Origin of the sequence: Pseudomonas sp. FH4 (genome assembly GCF_000510915.2) — a bacterium.
Classification (GTDB): domain Bacteria; phylum Pseudomonadota; class Gammaproteobacteria; order Pseudomonadales; family Pseudomonadaceae; genus Aquipseudomonas; species Aquipseudomonas brenneri.
The window spans coordinates 261,137-280,317 of sequence record NZ_AOHN01000021.1 but is presented as its reverse complement, the minus strand read 5'-3'; the positions used below and the strand labels follow the sequence as shown (position 1 = coordinate 280,317).

At 59.8% G+C, this 19,181-nt stretch carries 17 protein-coding genes; 10 read left to right on the top strand and 7 right to left on the bottom strand.

Translation table 11 applies throughout. The annotated features are described in order from the left end of the window. Positions 1 to 39: 39 nt before the first annotated feature. The 3 genes from H097_RS17875 (at position 40) to H097_RS17865 (ending at position 5,361) form a co-directional block, all read left to right on the top strand. Entirely contained in the window at positions 40 to 1,758 is a 1,719-nt protein-coding gene (locus H097_RS17875) for a hydrogenase maturation protein (protein WP_032861422.1), read from the top strand. A gap of 124 nt (positions 1,759 to 1,882) precedes the next feature. Beyond that, complete coding sequence (locus H097_RS17870; RefSeq protein WP_032861421.1) at positions 1,883 to 4,297, top strand: DUF3772 domain-containing protein; 2,415 nt, start codon at positions 1,883 to 1,885, stop codon at positions 4,295 to 4,297. Between the two features lie 32 nt (positions 4,298 to 4,329). Continuing rightward, positions 4,330 to 5,361: a DUF2931 family protein gene (locus H097_RS17865; RefSeq protein ID WP_082445627.1), complete on the top strand. Its 1,032-nt coding sequence runs from the start codon at positions 4,330 to 4,332 to the stop codon at positions 5,359 to 5,361. 36 nt (positions 5,362 to 5,397) lie between these two features. Here H097_RS17865 and H097_RS17860 read toward each other — a convergent pair whose 3' ends face one another. From H097_RS17860 to H097_RS17850, 3 genes are all read right to left on the bottom strand, one after another. Next, on the bottom strand, positions 5,398 to 6,630 hold the full coding sequence (locus tag H097_RS17860; RefSeq protein WP_032861418.1) for an MFS transporter: 1,233 nt from the start codon (positions 6,628 to 6,630) through the stop codon (positions 5,398 to 5,400). 211 nt (positions 6,631 to 6,841) lie between these two features. Further along, positions 6,842 to 7,462 carry an NAD(P)H-dependent oxidoreductase gene (locus tag H097_RS17855; protein WP_032861416.1) on the bottom strand — a complete coding sequence of 207 codons (621 nt, stop codon included), beginning with the start codon at positions 7,460 to 7,462 and terminating at the stop codon, positions 6,842 to 6,844. Then, positions 7,459 to 7,905, bottom strand: coding sequence for a GNAT family N-acetyltransferase (locus tag H097_RS17850; protein WP_032861415.1), 447 nt, complete (start codon positions 7,903 to 7,905; stop codon positions 7,459 to 7,461). Before H097_RS17850 ends, H097_RS17855 begins: the two co-directional genes overlap by 4 nt. An 87-nt stretch (positions 7,906 to 7,992) precedes the next feature. Here H097_RS17850 and H097_RS17845 point away from each other — a divergent pair, with 87 nt between their 5' ends. From H097_RS17845 to H097_RS17835, 3 genes are all read left to right on the top strand, one after another. Beyond that, complete coding sequence (locus tag H097_RS17845) at positions 7,993 to 9,393, top strand: PLP-dependent aminotransferase family protein (protein WP_032861414.1); 1,401 nt, start codon at positions 7,993 to 7,995, stop codon at positions 9,391 to 9,393. A 238-nt stretch (positions 9,394 to 9,631) separates the two neighbouring features. After that, complete coding sequence (locus tag H097_RS17840; RefSeq protein ID WP_032861413.1) at positions 9,632 to 10,150, top strand: cysteine hydrolase family protein; 519 nt, start codon at positions 9,632 to 9,634, stop codon at positions 10,148 to 10,150. A gap of 54 nt (positions 10,151 to 10,204) precedes the next feature. After that, positions 10,205 to 10,699, top strand: coding sequence for a DUF2165 domain-containing protein (locus H097_RS17835; protein WP_032861412.1), 495 nt, complete (start codon positions 10,205 to 10,207; stop codon positions 10,697 to 10,699). 27 nt (positions 10,700 to 10,726) lie between these two features. On the opposite strand, the gene H097_RS17830 is transcribed toward H097_RS17835, so the two are convergent. The 4 genes from H097_RS17830 to H097_RS17815 all read right to left on the bottom strand — a co-directional run bounded on the left by H097_RS17830 (position 10,727) and on the right by H097_RS17815 (position 16,057). Continuing rightward, complete coding sequence (locus H097_RS17830) at positions 10,727 to 11,182, bottom strand: GNAT family N-acetyltransferase (protein WP_032861411.1); 456 nt, start codon at positions 11,180 to 11,182, stop codon at positions 10,727 to 10,729. 143 nt (positions 11,183 to 11,325) lie between these two features. Continuing rightward, positions 11,326 to 14,472, bottom strand: a complete 3,147-nt coding sequence (locus H097_RS17825) for an ATP-binding protein (protein ID WP_032861410.1) — start codon at positions 14,470 to 14,472, stop codon at positions 11,326 to 11,328. An 84-nt stretch (positions 14,473 to 14,556) separates the two neighbouring features. After that, entirely contained in the window at positions 14,557 to 15,066 is a 510-nt protein-coding gene (locus tag H097_RS17820; RefSeq protein ID WP_032861408.1) for a ClbS/DfsB family four-helix bundle protein, read from the bottom strand. Positions 15,067 to 15,136: 70 nt separating this feature from the next. After that, positions 15,137 to 16,057, bottom strand: a complete 921-nt coding sequence (locus H097_RS17815) for a LysR substrate-binding domain-containing protein (protein ID WP_032861407.1) — start codon at positions 16,055 to 16,057, stop codon at positions 15,137 to 15,139. A 101-nt stretch (positions 16,058 to 16,158) separates the two neighbouring features. Here H097_RS17815 and H097_RS17810 point away from each other — a divergent pair, with 101 nt between their 5' ends. From H097_RS17810 to H097_RS17795, 4 genes are all read left to right on the top strand, one after another. After that, entirely contained in the window at positions 16,159 to 16,932 is a 774-nt protein-coding gene (locus H097_RS17810) for a pirin family protein (protein ID WP_032861468.1), read from the top strand. Between the two features lie 99 nt (positions 16,933 to 17,031). After that, positions 17,032 to 17,721 (top strand): isochorismatase family protein, encoded by a 690-nt coding sequence (locus tag H097_RS17805; RefSeq protein WP_032861467.1) that lies wholly within the window; start codon positions 17,032 to 17,034, stop codon positions 17,719 to 17,721. Between the two features lie 63 nt (positions 17,722 to 17,784). Further along, a complete protein-coding gene (gene ycaC / locus H097_RS17800; protein WP_032861405.1) occupies positions 17,785 to 18,411 on the top strand; it encodes an isochorismate family cysteine hydrolase YcaC in 627 nt (208 codons plus the stop codon). Positions 18,412 to 18,477: 66 nt separating this feature from the next. After that, positions 18,478 to 19,128, top strand: a complete 651-nt coding sequence (locus H097_RS17795; protein WP_032861404.1) for a hydrolase — start codon at positions 18,478 to 18,480, stop codon at positions 19,126 to 19,128. The last annotated feature ends 53 nt before the right edge of the window (positions 19,129 to 19,181 follow it).

The following is a 19,181-nucleotide window of genomic DNA, read 5'->3' as shown; positions in this document are numbered from 1 at the left end:
GAGAGCCACCGGCCGTGCATTCTCAAGGAAGAGTCAGTCATGCGGTCATTGAAAATCATGTTGTTGTCGTCGGCGTTCAACGGTTTGACCCAGCGGGCCTGGCTGGATCTGCGCCAGGCGGGTCACGAGCCCAGCGTGGTGCTGTTCACCGATGAGGCCTCGGTATGCCGACAGATCGAGGAAGCGGCGCCTGACCTGGTGATCTGCCCATTTCTCAAGGACCGCGTGCCGCAGCAGCTCTGGAGCAATCCGGAGCGTCCGGTGGTGATCATTCATCCGGGGATCGTTGGCGACCGTGGCGCCAGCGCACTGGACTGGGCTATCACCCAGCAGGTCAGGCGCTGGGGTGTTACCGCGTTGCAGGCGGTTGAGGAAATGGATGCCGGCCCGGTCTGGTCGACCTGTGAATTCGACATGCCTGCCGATGTGCGTAAATCCGAGTTGTACAACGGCCCGGTGAGTGACGCTGCGCTCGCTTGCATCCGCGATGCGGTGGGGAAATTTGCCAGCGGTTTTGTCCCTACGCCCCTCGATTACACACAGCCTGACGTCATCGGGCGTTTGCAGCCGAACATGAAGCAGGCTGACCGTACCTTCAGTTGGTACGACTGCGTGCGGTTCATCAAACGCAGTATCGACGCGGCCGATGGTCAGCCTGGGGTGTTGGCGAGCCTCGCTGGCGGACAGTATTACCTGTACGACGCGCACCTGGATTCGCGTCGTGGCACCCCGGGAGAAATCCTGGCGGTACAGGACGATGCGGTGCTGGTCGCGGCCGGCGATCACAGCCTGTGGATCGGCTCGCTCAAGCGTAAAGCCCAGCCAGGGGAGGAAACCTTCAAGCTGCCTGCACGTCACGTGCTGGCTGGGCGATTGGCTGGTATCCCCGTGCTGGACGGCTCGATCGCCAACCAAGGGTTCGATGAGACGGCCTATCAACCGATTCGCTATCGGGAGTCCGGTCACGTTGGCGAACTGACCTTCGAGTTCTATAACGGTGCCATGAGTACCGAGCAATGCCAGCGGCTGGTCACGGCACTGCGCTGGGCCAAGGCTCGGGACACTCAAGTGCTGCTGGTCAGGGGAGGGCGCGGGAGCTTTTCCAATGGTGTGCACCTCAACGTGATTCAGGCAGCCCAGGTACCGGGGCTGGAAGCCTGGGCCAATATTCAGGCAATCGACGACGTCTGCCAGGAGTTGCTGACGACGCGGCAGTTGGTGGTCAGTGGCCTGACGGGTAGCGCCGGAGCCGGTGGCGTGATGCTAGCGCTGGCGGCCGACATCGTCTTCGCCCGAGCGGGTGTGGTACTCAACCCGCATTACAAGACCATGGGCTTGTATGGCTCCGAATACTGGACGTACAGCTTGCCCCGCGCCGTCGGCAGCGAAGTCGCGCACAAACTCATCGAAGAGTGTTTGCCAATCAGCGCCTTACAGGCGCGACAGTGGGGGATGATTCAGGACATCGGCCCACGCTGCCCTCACGCATTCAGTGCATGGCTGCTGCAACAGGCCAATAGTGCGTTGACCGATGAAAAATTTGCCCTGTATCGCGCGCGTAAAGCCACTCTGAGCCTTGAGCAGATTGAACGCTGCCGCGAAAACGAGCTGGCACAGATGCAGTTGGACATGGTGCAAGACCGCCAGCAGTTCGCTGAGAAGTGCCGCAACTTTGTGCTCAAGCGCAAAACCTGCCAGACCCCGCAACGCTTGATTGCGCCGTGGGCATTGACGCGCAAGACCACGTTTGTGGGTTGACCTGAGTGCTATCTTTCCCGTTGCGCCAATAGCGCCCGATCTTTTGCCCCCCGTGCGGAATTTCCTTTCTCCCGTGGCGGTCCATACTGGCGATGGCAAGAATAAGACGGAGAAGGGTGACTTGATGCGGCGAATTTATAGAAGCGTCATCTGCCAGGTCATGCTGGCCATGGTTATGGCTATCAGCCTGCCGGGGTGGGCAAGTGCGGCTGCAACGCCGGTGGCCATCGAGGTCGTCGACAGTTTGCCACTGTTGCCGGAAGACGCCGACCTGAAACAGCTCAGTCAGCAGCTTGAGCTGATTCGCCAGAGTGTTCCTATCAGTACCAGCGACGAGAAGCTGGCGGAGTTTCGACAGGGCGCACTGCAGGTGCAACAACAGGCCGAGACGTTGCTTACGGTGCGCGCTACCGAGATGGAGCGTCTTGACGATCAGCTCAAGGTCTTGGGCGCGGCCCAGCCTGGGGAAGCGCAGAGCCTCACCGACCAGCGGGATGCCCTGACGCGGAAAAAGAACAGCCTGCTTGATGATGAGCAGCAGGCCAAACAGTTGAGCCAGACGAGCCGCGACCTTGCCGCGCAGATCGTCAACCTGCGGCGCAATGTGTTTAACTCTCAACTCACTTCACGCACCGATACTCCCTTTAGTCCCACGTTCTGGTCGACCCTGATCCGTCCCACTGCGGATGACCTGAAGCGCCTGGATAACCTGCAGGCCGAAAGCCTCGTCGCCCTGAAGAGCGCCGTCAGTCCCGAGCGCCGCTGGGCATTCTTCAGCACGTTGCTGGTGGCCGTGCTGATCTGGAGTTTCGGCCGGCGATTGCTTGAACACTTGCTCACCTGGGCGATGATTCGCTGGTTGCCTGAGGGGCGCTTGCGGCGCAGCACGCTGGCGGTGGCGGTGGGGCTAGCGTCGATCCTGACGATCATGGGGGCCGTTTCGCTGATGCGTTGGGGGTTGGAAAGCAATGCCGTCTTGAGCGAAAACCTGGCGCGGCTTTCCGATCATCTGGTCACCCTGGCCACGTTCTGCGCGTTTATTGCAGGCCTTGGACGGGCCTTGCTGATGCTGCCGCGACCTTCCTGGCGGTTGCCGGCCATTGCCGATGAAATCGCCAGTGCCCTCGGGCCTTTTCCAGCGATTCTGGCAGTGGCGCTGATGCTGGTGGCCACCGAGGAGCGGATCAACAATGTCACGGGCGCCAGCCTGGCGTTGACCGTAGCGCTCAATGGCCTGACGGCACTGGTCACGGCGCTGATCTTTATCGCCGCGTTGCTGCGCGTGCGCCATGTGCGCAAGAAGCTCAAGCTGGACCGCCCAGGCGGGCTGGCCGGAATGCTACCCTTTGTTGCCTCGATGTGGGTGGCCTTGATTGTCCTCGCGTTGTTCACGGGGTATCTGTCCCTGGCCTATTTCCTTACCGTCAAGCTGCTGTGGGTCAGCGTCGTGGCAGCATTGGCTTACCTGCTTATCGCCTTTTACGGCGACGTCTGTGAAACCCTGCTTTCACCCAAGCAGCCCAGCGGGCTGGCACTGGCCAATGCGCTGGGGCTGTCGCCACGGCATCAGGCCCAGGCTTGCACTGTGCTGGCTGGCGTCGGGCGTACATTACTACTGCTTACCGCGGTGATGGCGGCCTTCCTTCCGGCGGGCTCCAGCCCCAGTGAGTTGCTCCAGGGCTTCAGTCAGCTGGGAGAAACCAGCAAGACGCTGGGCAACCTGCACATCATCCCCAGGGATATCCTTGCTGCGCTGCTGATGTTTGTGGTCGGGTTGTTTGCCGTGCGTACCTTGAAGCGCTGGTTGAGCGAGCGGCTGTTGCCGGAAACCAACATGGATGCGGGCATGCGCGCATCCCTGGTGACCCTGGTGGGCTACTTGGGCTTCGTGCTGTTGAGTCTGTTGGTGATGTCCACCCTGCGGATCAACCTGACCAGCCTGACCTGGGTCGTCAGTGCCCTGTCGGTGGGGATCGGCTTCGGCTTGCAGGCCATTGTGCAGAACTTCATCTCCGGCTTGATCCTGCTGACCGAACGGCCGGTGAAGGTCGGCGATTGGGTCAGCCTGGGTGGCGTCGAGGGCGATATTCGCCGAATCAACGTCAGGGCGACCGAGATCCAGATGTCCGACCGCTCGACGGTGATCGTGCCAAACTCGCAGTTCATCTCGCAAAGTGTGCGCAACGTCACCATGGGCAACGCGCTCGGTGTCGTGAGCATCACGCTCACATTGCCGCTGGACACCGATGTATTGAAAGTTCGCGAACTGCTCATGCACTCGTTTACCGAGCACGAGGCCATTCTTGACACCCCCGCACCATCAGTCACCTTCAAGGACCTGGCCAGGGATGGCCTGATCATTGGGGTCAGCGGCTACGTCAACAGCCCACGCTCGGTGTCCGGGGCCCGCAGCGACTTGTTGTTCATCCTGCTGGCCGGCCTTCAGGACATGGGTATTACATTGTCTTCGCCGCAGAGCCTGGTATTGATTTCGGGAGAGGGAAGTGCAGTGAGTGGTGATGTTCCTGTAAAGCCATGAAGAGGTAACGGTGTGTGAGAGTAGCGAGTCCGATGGCAGTCATTGCGGCTGTTTTATTCTGCTTTTCCTTGGCTGCTTGCCAGAGTAAAGACGTGCCTGAAACTTATAGCTGGTCGGGAAGTGTCTCTGCGCCGCAGGAATACCCGATGGAGGTTTACCGTGGCGCCCTAATCGCTGAGGACTTCACCTACGATTTTGATGCGATTTGGGGCACACAGAATACCGGGTGGGGTCATCAAGGCGGAACCATGACCACCGGCATCGAAAAAAAGGCGGTGCCCTATCAACTGGCGTTTACGTGGTACTCGCTGGTGGAGAAAAAGTTCTATACCGGCCAATGGACCTTGGACAAAGAAAAGATAAAGCGCCTCTTGGATGAGGGGTTTATCGACCAGGACACCCACAAGAAAGACACCTACAACACTTTTATCGTGGGGTTGGCGCCACAGGGCAGGGTGGTGTTGTGGGTGAGTGGGGCGGGAAACCAGAAGGAAGTTGGAGCCTTTGAGGCGCAGGTGACAGCCATTACCAAGGAAAGCGCGTACAGCAACGCCCAATACATGTTCAAAGACGGTTACGCAGACCGAATGCTCAATGATCCATCCTATAAAACGTTCAGCCCGCAGGTCCGGCAAAAAATACAAACGCAAGGTTATCCTTCACCAGGAATCTATGACACCTACAGGGAGAAATACAGTTGGCGACCGGTCGTTGTTCTGCAGGAAGGTGCTCAGTGGCTGGACTTTGGATTCAGCGCCTACAACGGTGAGCAGGAGAACATTTTCGGAAAAGAGCTCCTGGATAATCATTATGAAAAAAGGGCCATTCCCAAGTTCTGTGGTTTCTATTGGCGGGATGGAAGCAGCCGCTATGGCGTATGGGTTGACGCGTTCGACGAAAAAGAAATCTTTGATGTTTTTCAGAAGCTGGGCAAAGAAAAACACATAGACCTGGTGGTGAAGGTTGATGCGCAAAACACCAGGGTTTCTCTGTTGCTAAGGTCGGGAGCGCAGGAGTTCCCTATCGGCAAAGCGAAAGTCAGGTTGTCTCATAAAATCGAGTAGGCTCCCCCTGCTCATGGGGGAGCCATACTTGAGTGGTCAACCAAGCGCAGGTTGGGCCGCAAGGCTATTACTGACCTTACGTCCCAGCACCAGCACGGTCACAAAACCCAAACCCACCAACACCGTGGCCAGACTCAGCAGCACCGAGCTGCCCAGTTGGTCGACGATCCGCCCACCGAAGAACGAGCCCAGGGCAATAATCACTTGGAACAAGGCGACGAAGAGCGGCATGCCGCGCTCGACATCCTTGGGCGCCACGACAAACATCCAGATACTGGCACAGGCCGGGAACGCACCGAAGGCGAACCCCCAGAGCGCGATCAGCATCGCCGCGCCAGTCAGGTCGGTGGCGAAGTAGGGGAACAAGGCGGTGCTGGTGCCGATCATCAGCGCCACCAACAACAAGGTGTGACGTACGCTGCGGTTGGCGGCAAATCCGGCAAAAATATTACCCATCACTCCCGCCACGCCGAAGAGCAACAGCAGCGAGCCAATCGTCGGCCCGTCGAAGCCGGCACTGTGCTTGAAGAAGGGTGCGACGTAGGTGTACGCGGCAAAGTGCGCCAGGCCGATCAGTAAGACAGCAATCAGCCCAACCCGCGCTTGTGGGTTGATGAACAAGGCTGGCAGGTCACTGATGCGAATGGCTTTCTCCGGGTTGAGTCGCGGTAGCAGGAAGATCTGCGCCAATAACACGGGTACGCCCATCAGCGCGGTGATCAGGAAGGTCATGCGCCAGCCCATCAGCCCGCTAAGCCAGGTGCCTACAGGCACGCCCAGTACGGTGGCCAGGGTTACGCCGACCATGATGATCGAAGTGGCCTGGGCGACGCCGACCCCCTTGGGGGCCAGCCGGCCGCTGAGGGCGATGGCCGTTGCCCAGAAACCGCCGATGCTGATGCCCAGCAGGACGCGGCCGAACAGCAGCAGGCCAAAGTCGCTGGCAAAGGCCACGACCGAGTTGGCGATGATCATGATCAACGTCAGGCTGATCAACAGGTAGCGACGGTCCATGGTGCCAATGCTGACCGACAGCAAGGGGGCGGCGAGGGCGGCCATGATGCCGGGCAGGGTAACCATCAGGCCGGCATGGCCGGCGCTGATGCCCAGGTCACTGGCGACGTCATTGAGTACACCCACCGGCAGGAACTCACTGGTCACCAGGGCGAAGGCACCCACGGCGACCGAGAGAATCGCCAGCCACTGCTGTTTGACGCTCTGTTGATTATGTTCGGGGAGGCTGTGAGGAGCCTGGCTGACGCTTGGCATTGTGTTGAGGTCCGAAGAGGATGCAGCCTGAGGCCAGGCTGGGGGGAGAATGTGGAGGCAATTATAGGAATTGGTTCAGGCAATTAAACAGGCCGGTCTGTTTGATAGTCATCATCAATGCAATCAATGCGCCGCTCTAACGCGGCCTTGAACAGTCTGTTGGCCGTGGGAATACGGCATCTCAAGGCATCGAGATGCCGGGGCGATTCAGTCAGGCACAAATCAGTGGGTTGAACAGCGGCTCCAGCGCCAGCCGGGCACGGCTATCCTGGATCGCCGCCTTAACCGCCTCCTCGCCGAACACCAGCCCCTGCAGGTAGGTGAAGTGCGGGTCGAGCAGCCCGAGGGTGCCCAGTACCTGGCGCAGGTAAGGTGTCAGAAAGTCCGGTTGCCGTGCCTTTTCGCCCTGATGAAAGCCACCGGAACCGACCAGTACATACACCGCACGGTTGCTCAGCAAGCCGGTCTTGCCTTCGGGCCCTGAGCTGAAGGTGCGGTGAATGCGCAGCACATAGTCGACCCACAGCTTGAGCGCTGCGGGTAACGTGAAGTTATGCATCGGGGTGGCTATGAGCAGGATATCGCAGCGCTCCAGCTCGCGGATCAGCGTTTCGGAAACCTCAAACTCCGCTGCGTCGAACGGCGTGGTCGTCGCCAGGCCACGAGCGTAGTCCATGCCGAGCGGTGGCAGCGGGTGTGTGCCCAGATCGCGCTCGACCAGTTCGAGCCTTGGGTGCCGTTGCCGAAGGGTGTCCACCAGTTCCAGTGCCAACTGGTTCGCATGGGAAACCTGGCCATTGGGGCTGGCGTTGATCAATAAAACACTGTTCATGCCTGATTCTCTGTCCGAAGGCTTTGGGTGAAGTGCATGCCATGGGCCAATAACCCCTGGCGAAAGTAAAAACGTTGGGCCAACGGCATATGCAGCCCGGTATCCAGCACGAAATGGGCGCAACCACGCTGCACGGCGTCCTCACGAACAGCGTTCAGCAAGCGTGCTCCCAGGCCGCTGCGCTGCAGATCCGGATGCACCACCAGATCATCGACGTAGATGAAACGCCCGTAGAGCAGGTTTTCCAACTCGCGGTAACCGGCCAGGCCGACCACGTGCCCAGCGTCCCAGGCGGCCAGCAAACGGTACCCTTGCTCGCTCTGGCGCGCCAGTTGTGCCACATAGTGGGTCGGGTCGGTCACATGCGGGCGCAGTACGCGCATCAGGTCGAAACTGGCCTCGAAAGCCTGCTTGTCTTCGAGATGTCCAAGTGTGTAAGCCATGTCTGTCGTCCGCTGTAGAGAGGTAGCTGACCTTAGAGGGTTGATGGCTTAAGCTACAGGGCCGAAAAGTGCATAAATGACTAGGCCATGATTGCTCCCTTCTCGCTGGACCGTAGCCAGCCAGCGCCGATTTATCGCCAGCTTTATCAGCGATTTCGCGAGTCCATCGCCGATGGCCGTCTGCGTCCGGGTGATCGTGTGCCTGCCGTTCGCGCCTTGGCCGCGCAGTTGAACCTGGCGCGGGGTACGGTGGAAGCGGCCTATCAGTTGCTGATGGGTGAGGGCTACCTGATCGCTCGCGGAGCCGCCGGGACGATTGTCACACCGCAACTGGCCGCCGTTTCCTCGGCCGTACTTCACGCCCCAACGGTTGCGATGCAGTATCAGTCCAATCATTGCGGAGCATTGCCGCTTGCCCTGCAGATGGGGCTGCCCGCGCTGGATGCCTTTCCCCGCAAACTCTGGACCCGACTGGCGGGCCGCCAGTTGCGCCAGGCTGGCCTTGAGGGGCTCGTGTACCCGGATCCGTGTGGCCACGCGCCGTTGCGCGCGGCCATAGCGACCTACTTGGGGATTGCACGAGGCATTACTTGCCGCCCGGAACAGGTGTTCGTATGCGCAGGCTATCGTGCGTGCCTGGACCTGATCAGCCACACGTTGATGCGCCCCGGCGATTCGTGCTGGCTGGAAGAGCCTGGTTACTTCATGGCGAGGAATGCGCTACTGGAAGCCGGCGCACAGTTGGTGCCGGTCCCCGTGGATGACCAGGGGCTTGACGTTGCGCAAGGTATCGCCCGCTGCCCGGACGCGCGCTTTGCGGTCGTTACGCCGACCCATCAGAGCCCACTGGGCGTGTCGCTGTCACTGCCGCGTCGGTTGGCGCTATTGGATTGGGCCAATCGCCAAGGCAGCTGGATCATCGAGGATGACTACGACAGCGAATACCGCTATCAGGGCAGCCCCCTGCCTGCGCTCAAAAGCCTCGACCAGCAGGGCCGCGTGCTCTACACCGGGACCTTCAGCAAGGTCTTGTTTCCAGGCCTGCGCCTGGCCTATCTGGTGGTGCCGGCGGCGCAGAGCGAGGCCTTTGCCCGTCAGGCGGATCGTCTGCATAACCACTGCCCGCAGCTCCTCCAGGCGACTGTCAGCGCGTTTCTCGTCGAGGGGCACTTTGCACGGCACTTGAAAAAAATGCGCACCCTCTATGCGCGCCGCCGCCAGTGGCTGGTCGAAGCGCTGCAACAACAGTTCGGCGAACGCCTGTTGATCAATCCCCAGGCGGGAGGCATGCACCTGATCGCAGGCCTGCGTGAGGGTGATGATGTTGCCCTCGCTCAGCGCGCCCGGGCCATTGGTATCGCCGTCGAGCCGCTGTCACAGTGGTACCTGGAGGCCAGGACCAGGCACGGGCTGGTCCTGGGTTTTACCAACATCGCCAGCGCCGAGCAGGCAGCGACAATGGCGCTTCGATTGGCTCAAGTCTTCTAGGGCTGCTACACGATTGCGCCTGCAACAGGATCCTGGCTTGTCAGCTTGCAGTGATATTGCTAGTGTCGGGCCATGACTGATTATTGCCTCACCTCGACTACCACCACCACGACCGGCGAAAGCGGAGCGTGCGAGGTGTCGTGAGTCAATAGCAAACGAACTTCAAAGGCCCGCCAGCGATGGACAGGGCCTTTTTTATGCCCTTGTATCGCTGGGTCAAATGCAAGGAGATGCACTTATGTACGCCCTGTTGGTACTCGATATGCAAGTTGGGCTGGTTCACGGCCCGCAAAAGCCATGGCGCTGCGAGGCGCTGCTGGAAACCGTGAATGCCTTGATGGACAAGGCGCGCGATGCCGGCGCGCCGATTTTTCTCGCGCGCCATATCGGGCCCGTTGGGTCGGCAATCGAACCCGGCAGCCCGTTGACAATGGTGGTGTCGGAACTGAAGCTGCTGGGTGGGGAAACGGTGTTTGATAAACGGCGGCCCAGCGCCTTTGCAATGACGGACCTGGCGGATAACTTGCGCGCTTGCGGCGCTACCGGCGTAGTGATCACTGGGCTGAAAACTCAATATTGCGTCGATAGCACCTGCCGTGCCGCACGTGATCTTGGCTTCGATGCCGTCCTCGTCGCCGATGGACATAGCTGTTCAGACACGTCGGTGATGAGCGCCTGGGACATCGTCGCTCATCACAATGCAACGCTTGACGGACCATTCTGCCGGCTGGTTCGGGCTGAGGAGTGGCATTTCTGACGGCGGGGTTTTGCGCATCTGTTCTAATCGAGTGATTGCTCTGGGAAACACACTATGACCATCCGCTACGCAAAAATGATCCTGACCCTGATGCTGGCGGCCTTCGCCGCCCTTGTCGCGTTCAATAACATGACCGATTACGGCTCCAACTTTGCCTTCGTCCAGCATGTATTGAGCATGGACACCATCTTCCCCGGCAGTACGGCGATGTACCGGGCAATCACCACGCCGTGGCTCTGGCATGCTGCCTATGGGCTGATTATCGTAGGTGAAGCCATGACCGCCGTATTGTTGGCCTGCGGCGCACTGGTACTGTGGCGGGCCAGGCAGGCCAGTGGCCGGCAGTTCAACGCGGCCAAACGGGTTGCGATTATCGGCTTTACCGCGGGTTTGCTGGTGTGGTTTTTCGGCTTCATGGTGATTGGCGGGGAGTGGTTCCTGATGTGGCAATCCCACCAGTGGAATGGCCAGGAAGCGGCATTCAAGTTCTATATGGCGATGCTTGGGGTATTGATCTTTCTCAACCAGCCGGATGTCGATTGCGATTGACGCGTACCGACCAAGCGCCTCACACGATCAGCGAACGAATTTGACGTACACCCGTTCAGGGTCGTCGTCATCAAGGTTCTCGATGCTTCCACTGGGTATAAACCCGGCCTTTGCGATCAACGCCTGTGAGGCGGCGTTGGACGCATTGGTCGTAACAAACAGCTTGGGCGTCTTGCACGCCGCCTCGGCTGCCGCCAGCAAGCAAAGCGCTACGCCCCGACGCTGATAGGCGGGAGACACAACCACCAGTTGCACAAAGCCGTGATTGAAAAAATCGTGGGTGAGCACCAGGAACCCTGCGCACCGGCCTGCATCGACGGCTACCAGGCATTGCTGGCGCGCGACGGCATCATAGATAAAGACGTGACGACTGGCATGGGACGCTGCATAGGTGTCCAGTTCGATCAGGGCGTGCACGTCATCGGGTTCTGCCTGGCGCACGCGCCAGTTCGAGTCTGCGAGAAGGGCTTTTTCTTGGGTCAACTTCAGCTCCGCTGCCTGGCTAATCCAGGTTCTCCTGGCGTGGGTGTTTTGTTTTGCAGCCGGTAGGGGGCTGTTTTAACGTTACGCTGAAGCAGTAAAAGACGCTCATGAAGACAGGGGCGAGGCGAGTGTTGTACCAAGGCTCAGGCATGGTTGCTTCCATAGTGAAGTTGATCCTGGGCGGGCAGCAGGTCCATGACATCGCAGAACAGATTGCGCTGCTTCCAGTCTGTGCGGTCGCCGATCACGTACAGGCGGCGCTTGGCGCGGGTGGCGGCGACGTTGAGGAGGTTGGGTTGGGACACAGCCCAGTTGCGCGCGCCGGCATTTTCGCTGTTACCGCCCAGCACGAGGATAACCACCGCCGCTTCCTTGCCCTGCATCGTGTGAATGGTTCCATGCACCATCTGGCCTTGCAGGCGGTTTTTGAGTTGGTTGCGCACGTCCTGGAAAGGGGTAATCACGGCAATGCTGTCCGGTGGTACGCCATCGGCATCGAGCATGGCTAGCAGGTGGTCGAGGGCGTGACCTTCATTGTCGACCCAGTTGCCGGTTGATTGACCGCTTGCCTGTACCCAACCTGTCAGCAGGCGCGCTGGGGTTTCCTTGGCTGGCGAGGGGGCCAGGGTGCCGTAGACCATGGCACCGTCGTAGGCGATACGGTTAGCCAGGTCGAACATCGGTTGGTCGCAGCGACGGTGCACCACCAGCGGCAGGCCGACCCAGCATTTCTGGCCTTGGGGGCCGGCCATTCGGCCCCAGGGAGTTGCGTGGTCGGCCAGGGTCTGGGCGGACTGGCGGTTGGGCAGCCAATGAGCATCGACCTGATAGCGGGTGCGCATATGTTCAAGCACCGCGTCGGAAACGGTCACGATAGGTTCCAGTTGCAGCGGGTCGCCGACCAGCACCGCACGCTGCGCACGCCACAGGGCGCCCACGGCAGCCTGCGGCGTGGCCTGGCCGGCCTCGTCCACCAGCAGCCAGCCGATGTCGCTGCACCCCAGGCTGCCGAACGACCGCGCGAACGAGGCAAAAGTACTGCTGAGTACCGGCACCACCATAAACAGCGAGGCCCACGCCGAGCGTATGACCGCCTGGGACACCCCGCGATAGCGGCTGCCGGTAAGCAGGCTGGTGATGAACGCCAGGTTGGAGCCCAGGCGCGAGGCTTCGATCTGGAAGAAAGTGCTATGTAGCTTGAGCGCGTCGATAAACACCTTGGCCCGCGCCTGGCGCCACCCTTCGAGGATCCAGGGTTCGCGCAACTCAATGTCACTGCCTCTGCCCAGTTGGCCTTGCTCCAACCAGATCAGCAGATGCTCAGCCTGGCCAGCCTGTGCAACGCTGCGCGTCTTGTCTATCTGTAAGGTCGCGTGGCGTATGGCCTCGTGAATGTCCTGTTCGTCGGTGAGCAACTGGCGATTGAGTTCGGTCAGTTGGGCCGTGAGTCTCTGCAGTTGGCGTTGCACGGCGTCAAAGGCGTCCTTGCCCAGGGCGTGGGCGCCGAGCAGCAAGCGCTGCTGGGCGGCCCAGGTACGATGTGCACCCCACAGGCTGAGCAGGTTAGCGAGCAGGCCGGGCTTTTTAGCCAGATGTGTTTGCAGAGCCTGGAGAGCCTGTTGCAGTTGCTCGCGAACGGACATGAGCGGCTGGCTTTCTAGGGTGGCTTGCTGATCCTCAAGGCTACGTCGTTGAGCCAGATGAACCTGGCGCTCCTGTTCCTTTTGCTTGATCCGTGCCTTGGCACTGACCACGCCCTGAACCCGCTCCAGGATATCGCTGACTTGGCTGCGCAAGGCCTGTTCGGCATCCTTGGCGTCCTGGTATTGCTGTACGGCGGCGCGCCACAGGCTGGCTTTGTCGGCGGGGGTGAGGAGCTTCATCTGCTGAGCATGTTCCTTGAGCCGCTCGCGCATGCCTTTGGGGGCGGGTGCGCTTTCTACTTCCGGGTGCTCCTGGCTCTTTGGCTGCGCAACGTTGCCATGGAAAAAGCGCTCGACAAACTGGGTACGCTTGGCTTTGCTGCCCAGCGCTGCCGAGATCAGGCCCCAAGCCGGTTTGCCGCTGGTCAGCTCACCCAGCTCGCTGAAGTACTCGGCGTCGGGCAACCAGGAGGGGTCGATTTTGTCGCGCTGGGGCAATTCGAGGGTGACGTTCTCGACGGCGCCATTATTGGAGGAGGCCACCACCATTTCGAAACCGAACAGCCGTGGGTCCAGTTGGAAGGCCGCGCGCTCACGTCCACCATCGTTGGCGGTCTCGCGGCCATTTTGCAGAAAAGCCTGGGAGGCCTTGTCCAGCGACGCCAGGACATCGGCTCGCTGCGTCACCACGGCGGCGATCAGGTCGCGTAACAAGGTGGTCTTGCCGGTGCCCGGTGGACCATTGACGCCCATCACGCCGGCGCCGTTACCCAGGTTTTGCAGCAGGCTGTTGACCGCCAGTTGCTGGGAGTGCACCAGGCCCAGATGGCGCTCGGCCGGCCAGCAGCCGGCGGCGTAACGTGAAGGGGCGAGGCGTTCGATCAGCGCCAGATCCGCCTCGGGCTGGTCCAGATGCAGTCGGTGACTGGCGTCATGCAGGCTCAGATAATGGGCCAGCGGCGCGCTGGTCTTGCCCTGGGCCAGGGCATCGGCGACATCGGCCAGGTCGCCAAGCAGGAAACTGTTGAGTGGGTCGTCTTCCTGTTCGGCCTTGTCCGGATTGACCGGCGCCGAGCGGAAGCGATGGGCGCGCGCTACATCATCGAACAGCGCGTCCAGCCCCACGGCTTGGCGTACGCAAACGGTCATACGCGCCAGATCGGCGGCCAGGACCACGCCACCGAGCAGGCTCTTGGCCTGTTCACGCAGCGACTCCTGGGCTTCGTCGAAACCGCGAGTCCAATCCTTGCCGTTGATGGCGCAGCCTGCGAACCATGCCTCACTCGACAGCACCAGGCTGTCTGCAATCATCACACCCTGATCGTTGAATTTCAGGGCAAATAAGGCCGATTTTCGACGCTGCGGCTCCTTGTAGCCTTGATCCACGCCGAACAGGGCTTCCAACTGGCGTGCGATATCAAGGCTGTCGTAGAGATGGGCGTAGAGCGTATGGCTCCAACTGCGCTTGGGTGGCAGGTGCTGGCGACTCAGCGCGTTGGCCGGCATCCACGGTAGGATTTGGGCCGAGCAAGGGATGTCCTGGAAGTACGGCTGGTGGTCGCGGTCGCGCTTCGTCAGCTTGGGTGCTGCTTGAGGTTGCAGCAGCTCGACAGCATGCCAATAGCGCACAATATTTTGCGCAGTCATTTACGTCCTTGAAAGCATTTGGGCTTGGTTTCCTGATGCGAGAGGATACCAGAAGGTGCGATACCGTCCCTATGGTGGCTCAGGTTATAGCCCTTTTGCTTTAAGCCATTTTCGTAAGCGTACGCGTGCATTTTCATAAGGGGATGCGGTGTTGAACTGGATCATCCGCCCCATCGTCCAGTGCTCATACCACAGGCATTCATAGAGTTCGGCATTGTCGCGGCTCTGGATGATGGACACGATCTGCTGCTTTGCCGTGTCGAGTCGATCGAGCAGTTGCTCAAAAGCGATACCTTCATAGTCGCCGTAGAACTTCTGCGCAAGCTGGCCCAGTTGGTTCCACTTGAAGCCGGTTTCCGGGAAATCTATGGTTTTGCCGGCGGCGTCCGTGTCCAGCCACTTCAGCACTAATTCGTTCCAGCCTACGAGGTAGGCGACGAGATTGGCAGCGCTCATCTGCGTACCTTTAGCGTGCCCTTCCAGGGTGCAATCGTTGACCCAATGCGTGGGTACCAGCCTGATGACGTTGAGTAATTTTTCATAGTTGGTATTGATGGCATCGAGCAATTGCTGTTTGTCTTGTGGGACCGCCATAACTCACCCGTAATGTAAAAAAACCTGATCCTGCCTCTAATTCAGCTTCTTGGATCGTGCTCTGACCCCTTCAGTTGCGCGAACCATCGAGCCCTGGCTGTGCTTCAAACGCCTGTGCCAGAAAATCGATCAAACTGCGCACTGATGGCAACAGCCCGCGCCTCGACGGGAAGACCGCGCTGATAACGCCTTCGACGGGCTGCCATTCGGGAAGCAGGCTGACCAGTTGGCCGTCTTCTATCTCATTCTTGACCACGGCCAACGGTAGGTTGGCGATGCCCACACCCAGCAGCACGGCACTTTTCAGGGTGGGCATGTCATCGCTGATCAACCGTGGCGTGTGACAGATCTCGGCCGTGACGCCTTCCGGCCCGTTCAGCCCCCAGACGTAATGCAGCATCGGGTTGCCCCAACTGATGGTCGGCAATCCTGATAAGTCGGCGGGTAGTAGCGGCAGTGGATGCTGCTGCAAAAAGGCCGGGCTCGCGACCAGTGCCTGGGGGCTTCTGGCGAGCACCTTCATCACCAGGTCGCTGCTTTCCAGCGGTGGAAAGCACAGGTTCAACGCAATGTCGTACCCCTCGCTGATCAGGTCCACCTTGCGGTTGAAACTTTTCACGTTGAGTTCGACGCTGGGGCACTGCGCCATGAACTGGCCGAGTATCGGCGCCACCCAGTAATTGAGCAGTGGGGTGGTGCAGCTCAGGCGAATCACCCCGCGCGGTTCGGCTTTGTTGAAGGCGATCAGGTCCTCGGCAGACTCTGCCTCGGCGGTCATCGCCACGCAGTGGCGGTAGTAAGCCAGGCCAATATCGGTGACCTGGAACTGGCGGGTAGAACGCTGTATCAGCCGAGCCCCCAGCCGTGCTTCAAGCTGGCTGACCCGGCGGCTCAAGGTCGACTTGGGCATGTTGAGCGCCCGACCGGCCGCCGCGAAGCCGCCATGCTCAACCACCTTGGCGAAGAGGAAGAGTTCATTCAGGTCAAACATGCGCATCGTTCCATTTTTGAGATGGTGAAGTTTAATTCAACCACTACCGAACACCTAGTGAGACGACTAATGTGGTGCCATTGTTTCTTCCGGCAACCATCATGAAGAAGGTTCTAGGCATTTATGGCAGCTCCAACCGCCGCTGGGTCGGTGATGGCTTCCAGGTGCGCTCGCTGCTCTCCCACAACATTCTGGGGCGGCATATTAGTCCGTTTTTTTTGCTGGACTACGCTGGACCTACTGAGTTTACGGCCTCCAGTCAGCGTCGAGGGGGCGGCGAGTATCCGTGTCGAGGGGGGGAGGCAGTCACGATTGTCTATGAAGGCGAGTTGGAGCACCGGGATTCAACGGGGGGCAACGCGCTGATCGGTGCCGGTGATGTGCAGTGGATGACAACTGCGCCGGGAGTGCTGCATGAGGACTATCACTCAGCGGACTTTACGCGCACAGGTGGAACACTGGAGGTGGTTCAGCTATGGGTAAAACTGCCCGATGCGCAAAAAATGATCGCGTTGAGCTACCAACTATTGAGGCGCACAGATGTTCCAGTGTTGGAATTGCCAGGTGCTGCCGGGCAGATTCGAATCATTGCGGGACAGTATGCCGGCCAGACAGGACCGGTTAAGACCGTTACACCGGTACACATATGGGACCTGCGCCTGCGCGCCGGCAGGCGCGTGACTGTGCACCTGAACAGCGGGTTCACCTGTGCGGTGGTGCTACTCGACGGTGCCGTGCGGCTGAACGGCGTCGACACCTTGCGCGAGGCACACCTGGCCTTGCTGGACCCGCAGGGCAGTGACCTGCTGCTGGAGGCCAGTCGGGACTCGAAAGTGTTGCTCCTGAGCGGCGAGCCCCTGCACGAGCCGATGTGATCGGCAACGTATTCGTATCTGCACAGGATGTGCAGCGTCTGCCGGGCATTTGGCAGGCAATAACACCAGGGAGGTTCATCCATGCAAGAGGAAATGCAAATGAGCGCTTCAGGTAACGCTGCAAACTTTAATGGTCAGAAGCCGACGATTGATCCCACCGACACCGCCATGCTGTTGATCGACCACCAGAGTGGCCTGTTCCAGATCGTCAAGGACATTGATGTTCCTCAATTGCGCGCCAACGCCATTGCCTTGGCCAAGGCGGCGACCCTGCTGAAGATCCCGGTGATCACCACCGCTTCGGTGCCCCAGGGGCCGAACGGGCCGTTGATTCCGGAAATCCATGAATCGGCACCCCACGCCCAATACGTTGCCCGCCGTGGCGAGATCAATGCCTGGGACAACCCTGAATTCCGTGCCGCCGTCAAAGCCACCGGCAAGAAGACCTTGGTCATTGCCGGCACCCTGACCAGCGTGTGCCTGGCATTCCCCTCTATTGCCGCCGTGCATGAAGGCTACAAGGTATTCGCCGTGGTCGACGCTTCCGGTAACCACTCGCGACTGGCCACTGACCTCACCGTAGCCCGTCTGGCCCAGGCCGGCGTGGTGCCGATCGACATCATGGGCACGCTGTCGGAACTGCAAGGCTCGTGGAACCGTCCGGATGCCCAGGAGTGGGCGAGCGTCTACACCCAGGCGATGCCGCACTACCAGCTATTGATCGAGAGCTACATCAAGGCGCAGGAAGTGGCAAACAACCACGAAGAACTAGACTCCGAGCGCAAGTAATCACGGTTTGTCCTTCCCGGGGCGCCCCATTTCGAGGCGCACCTTTTTATCAGGAGCATCATCATGTCTAAACCCTACGTTCGCTTGGACAAAGACAACGCAGCTGTTCTGCTGGTTGACCATCAGGCTGGCCTGCTGTCACTGGTCCGCGATATTGAGCCCGACAAGTTCAAGAACAACGTGCTGGCCCTGGCTGACCTGGCCAAGTACTTCAAGCTGCCGACCATCCTCACCACCAGCTTCGAAACCGGCCCCAACGGCCCGCTGGTCCCTGAGCTCAAGGCACTGTTCCCGGACGCGCCGTACATCGCCCGCCCTGGCCAGATCAACGCCTGGGACAACGAAGACTTCGTCAAGGCCATCAAGGCCACTGGCAAGAAGCAACTGATCATCGCCGGCGTCGTGACCGAAGTGTGCGTGGCGTTCCCGGCACTGTCGGCCCTGGCTGAAGGTTATGACGTGTTTGTGGTGACCGATGCCTCCGGCACCTTCAACGAACTGACCCAGCAATCGGCCTGGGCCCGCATGACCGCCAACGGCGCACAGTTGATGACCTGGTTTGGCCTGGCCTGTGAGTTGCACCGCGACTGGCGCAACGATATCGAAGGCCTGGGGACCTTGTTCTCCAACCACATCCCGGACTATCGCAACCTGTTCACCAGCTACAACGCGTTGACTGAGGGCAAGTAAGCCCAGGTATGGAGGCTGTGCTGCGACAGGCAGTCTCCATTTCAGCTAGAGACGAGGAGCGTTCAGATGAAAAACAACCAGGTTCCAGCTAACGACCCTTTATTGACCGCAGACAATCACGCTCTGTTGTTGATTGACCATCAATACCTTCAACTGTTGGCCGTGCGCTCTCATTCGGCCGATACGGTTGTTACCAACACCACCTTGCTGGCCAAGGGCGCAAAAATCTTCAATGTCCCGACGCTATTGACCACAGCCTATGCCGAGCGCCAGGAAATTTTCCAGGAGTTGCAGGCGGTGTTTCCCGAGCAAAAGCCCATCGACCGCACCGGCCTGAACTCCTGGGATGACCCTCGGGTACGCAAGTGGGTCGAAGACACTGGCAAGAAAAAACTGGTGATCGCAGGCCTGTGGACCGAGGTCTGCCTGAGCTTCGCAGTGTTGAGTACGCTGGCGGCCGGGTATGAGGTGTATATCGTCACCGATGCGGCAGGTGGGGGCAGCACTGAAGGTCATGAGCGGGGTGTACAGCGCATGGTGCAAGCCGGTGCCCGTCCGTTGACGGCGGCGGTCTACATCAGTGAGTTGCAGCGTGACTGGTCCCGTGAAGAGACGGCGGGCGAGGTGGCCAAGCTTTTTGCTGAGTTGGGCGGGGCTTTTGGCCAAGGGTTGCGTTGGGAGTGGCAACTGCTTGGGCTAAAAGAAGGCACTCGATAGAAACTGTAACCCCCTAAAAATTGTCTTTGCTCAATTGTTTAAATTAAGCAGGT

What these genes read in the sequence shown, in the direction of transcription:
- ycaC (WP_032861405.1), top strand. Translation starts at nt 17,785, where the DNA reads ATGTCTAAACCCTACGTTCGCTTGGACAAAGACAACGCAGCTGTTCTG.
- H097_RS17820 (WP_032861408.1), bottom strand. Translation starts at nt 15,066, where the DNA reads ATGGCGGTCCCACAAGACAAACAGCAATTGCTCGATGCCATCAATACC.
- H097_RS17870 (WP_032861421.1), top strand. Translation starts at nt 1,883, where the DNA reads ATGCGGCGAATTTATAGAAGCGTCATCTGCCAGGTCATGCTGGCCATG.
- H097_RS17840 (WP_032861413.1), top strand. Translation starts at nt 9,632, where the DNA reads ATGTACGCCCTGTTGGTACTCGATATGCAAGTTGGGCTGGTTCACGGC.
- H097_RS17805 (WP_032861467.1), top strand. Translation starts at nt 17,032, where the DNA reads ATGAGCGCTTCAGGTAACGCTGCAAACTTTAATGGTCAGAAGCCGACG.
- H097_RS17875 (WP_032861422.1), top strand. Translation starts at nt 40, where the DNA reads ATGCGGTCATTGAAAATCATGTTGTTGTCGTCGGCGTTCAACGGTTTG.
- H097_RS17825 (WP_032861410.1), bottom strand. Translation starts at nt 14,472, where the DNA reads ATGACTGCGCAAAATATTGTGCGCTATTGGCATGCTGTCGAGCTGCTG.
- H097_RS17850 (WP_032861415.1), bottom strand. Translation starts at nt 7,905, where the DNA reads ATGGCTTACACACTTGGACATCTCGAAGACAAGCAGGCTTTCGAGGCC.
- H097_RS17795 (WP_032861404.1), top strand. Translation starts at nt 18,478, where the DNA reads ATGAAAAACAACCAGGTTCCAGCTAACGACCCTTTATTGACCGCAGAC.
- H097_RS17815 (WP_032861407.1), bottom strand. Translation starts at nt 16,057, where the DNA reads ATGTTTGACCTGAATGAACTCTTCCTCTTCGCCAAGGTGGTTGAGCAT.
- H097_RS17860 (WP_032861418.1), bottom strand. Translation starts at nt 6,630, where the DNA reads ATGCCAAGCGTCAGCCAGGCTCCTCACAGCCTCCCCGAACATAATCAA.
- H097_RS17810 (WP_032861468.1), top strand. Translation starts at nt 16,159, where the DNA reads ATGAAGAAGGTTCTAGGCATTTATGGCAGCTCCAACCGCCGCTGGGTC.
- H097_RS17835 (WP_032861412.1), top strand. Translation starts at nt 10,205, where the DNA reads ATGACCATCCGCTACGCAAAAATGATCCTGACCCTGATGCTGGCGGCC.
- H097_RS17855 (WP_032861416.1), bottom strand. Translation starts at nt 7,462, where the DNA reads ATGAACAGTGTTTTATTGATCAACGCCAGCCCCAATGGCCAGGTTTCC.
- H097_RS17845 (WP_032861414.1), top strand. Translation starts at nt 7,993, where the DNA reads ATGATTGCTCCCTTCTCGCTGGACCGTAGCCAGCCAGCGCCGATTTAT.
- H097_RS17865 (WP_082445627.1), top strand. Translation starts at nt 4,330, where the DNA reads ATGGCAGTCATTGCGGCTGTTTTATTCTGCTTTTCCTTGGCTGCTTGC.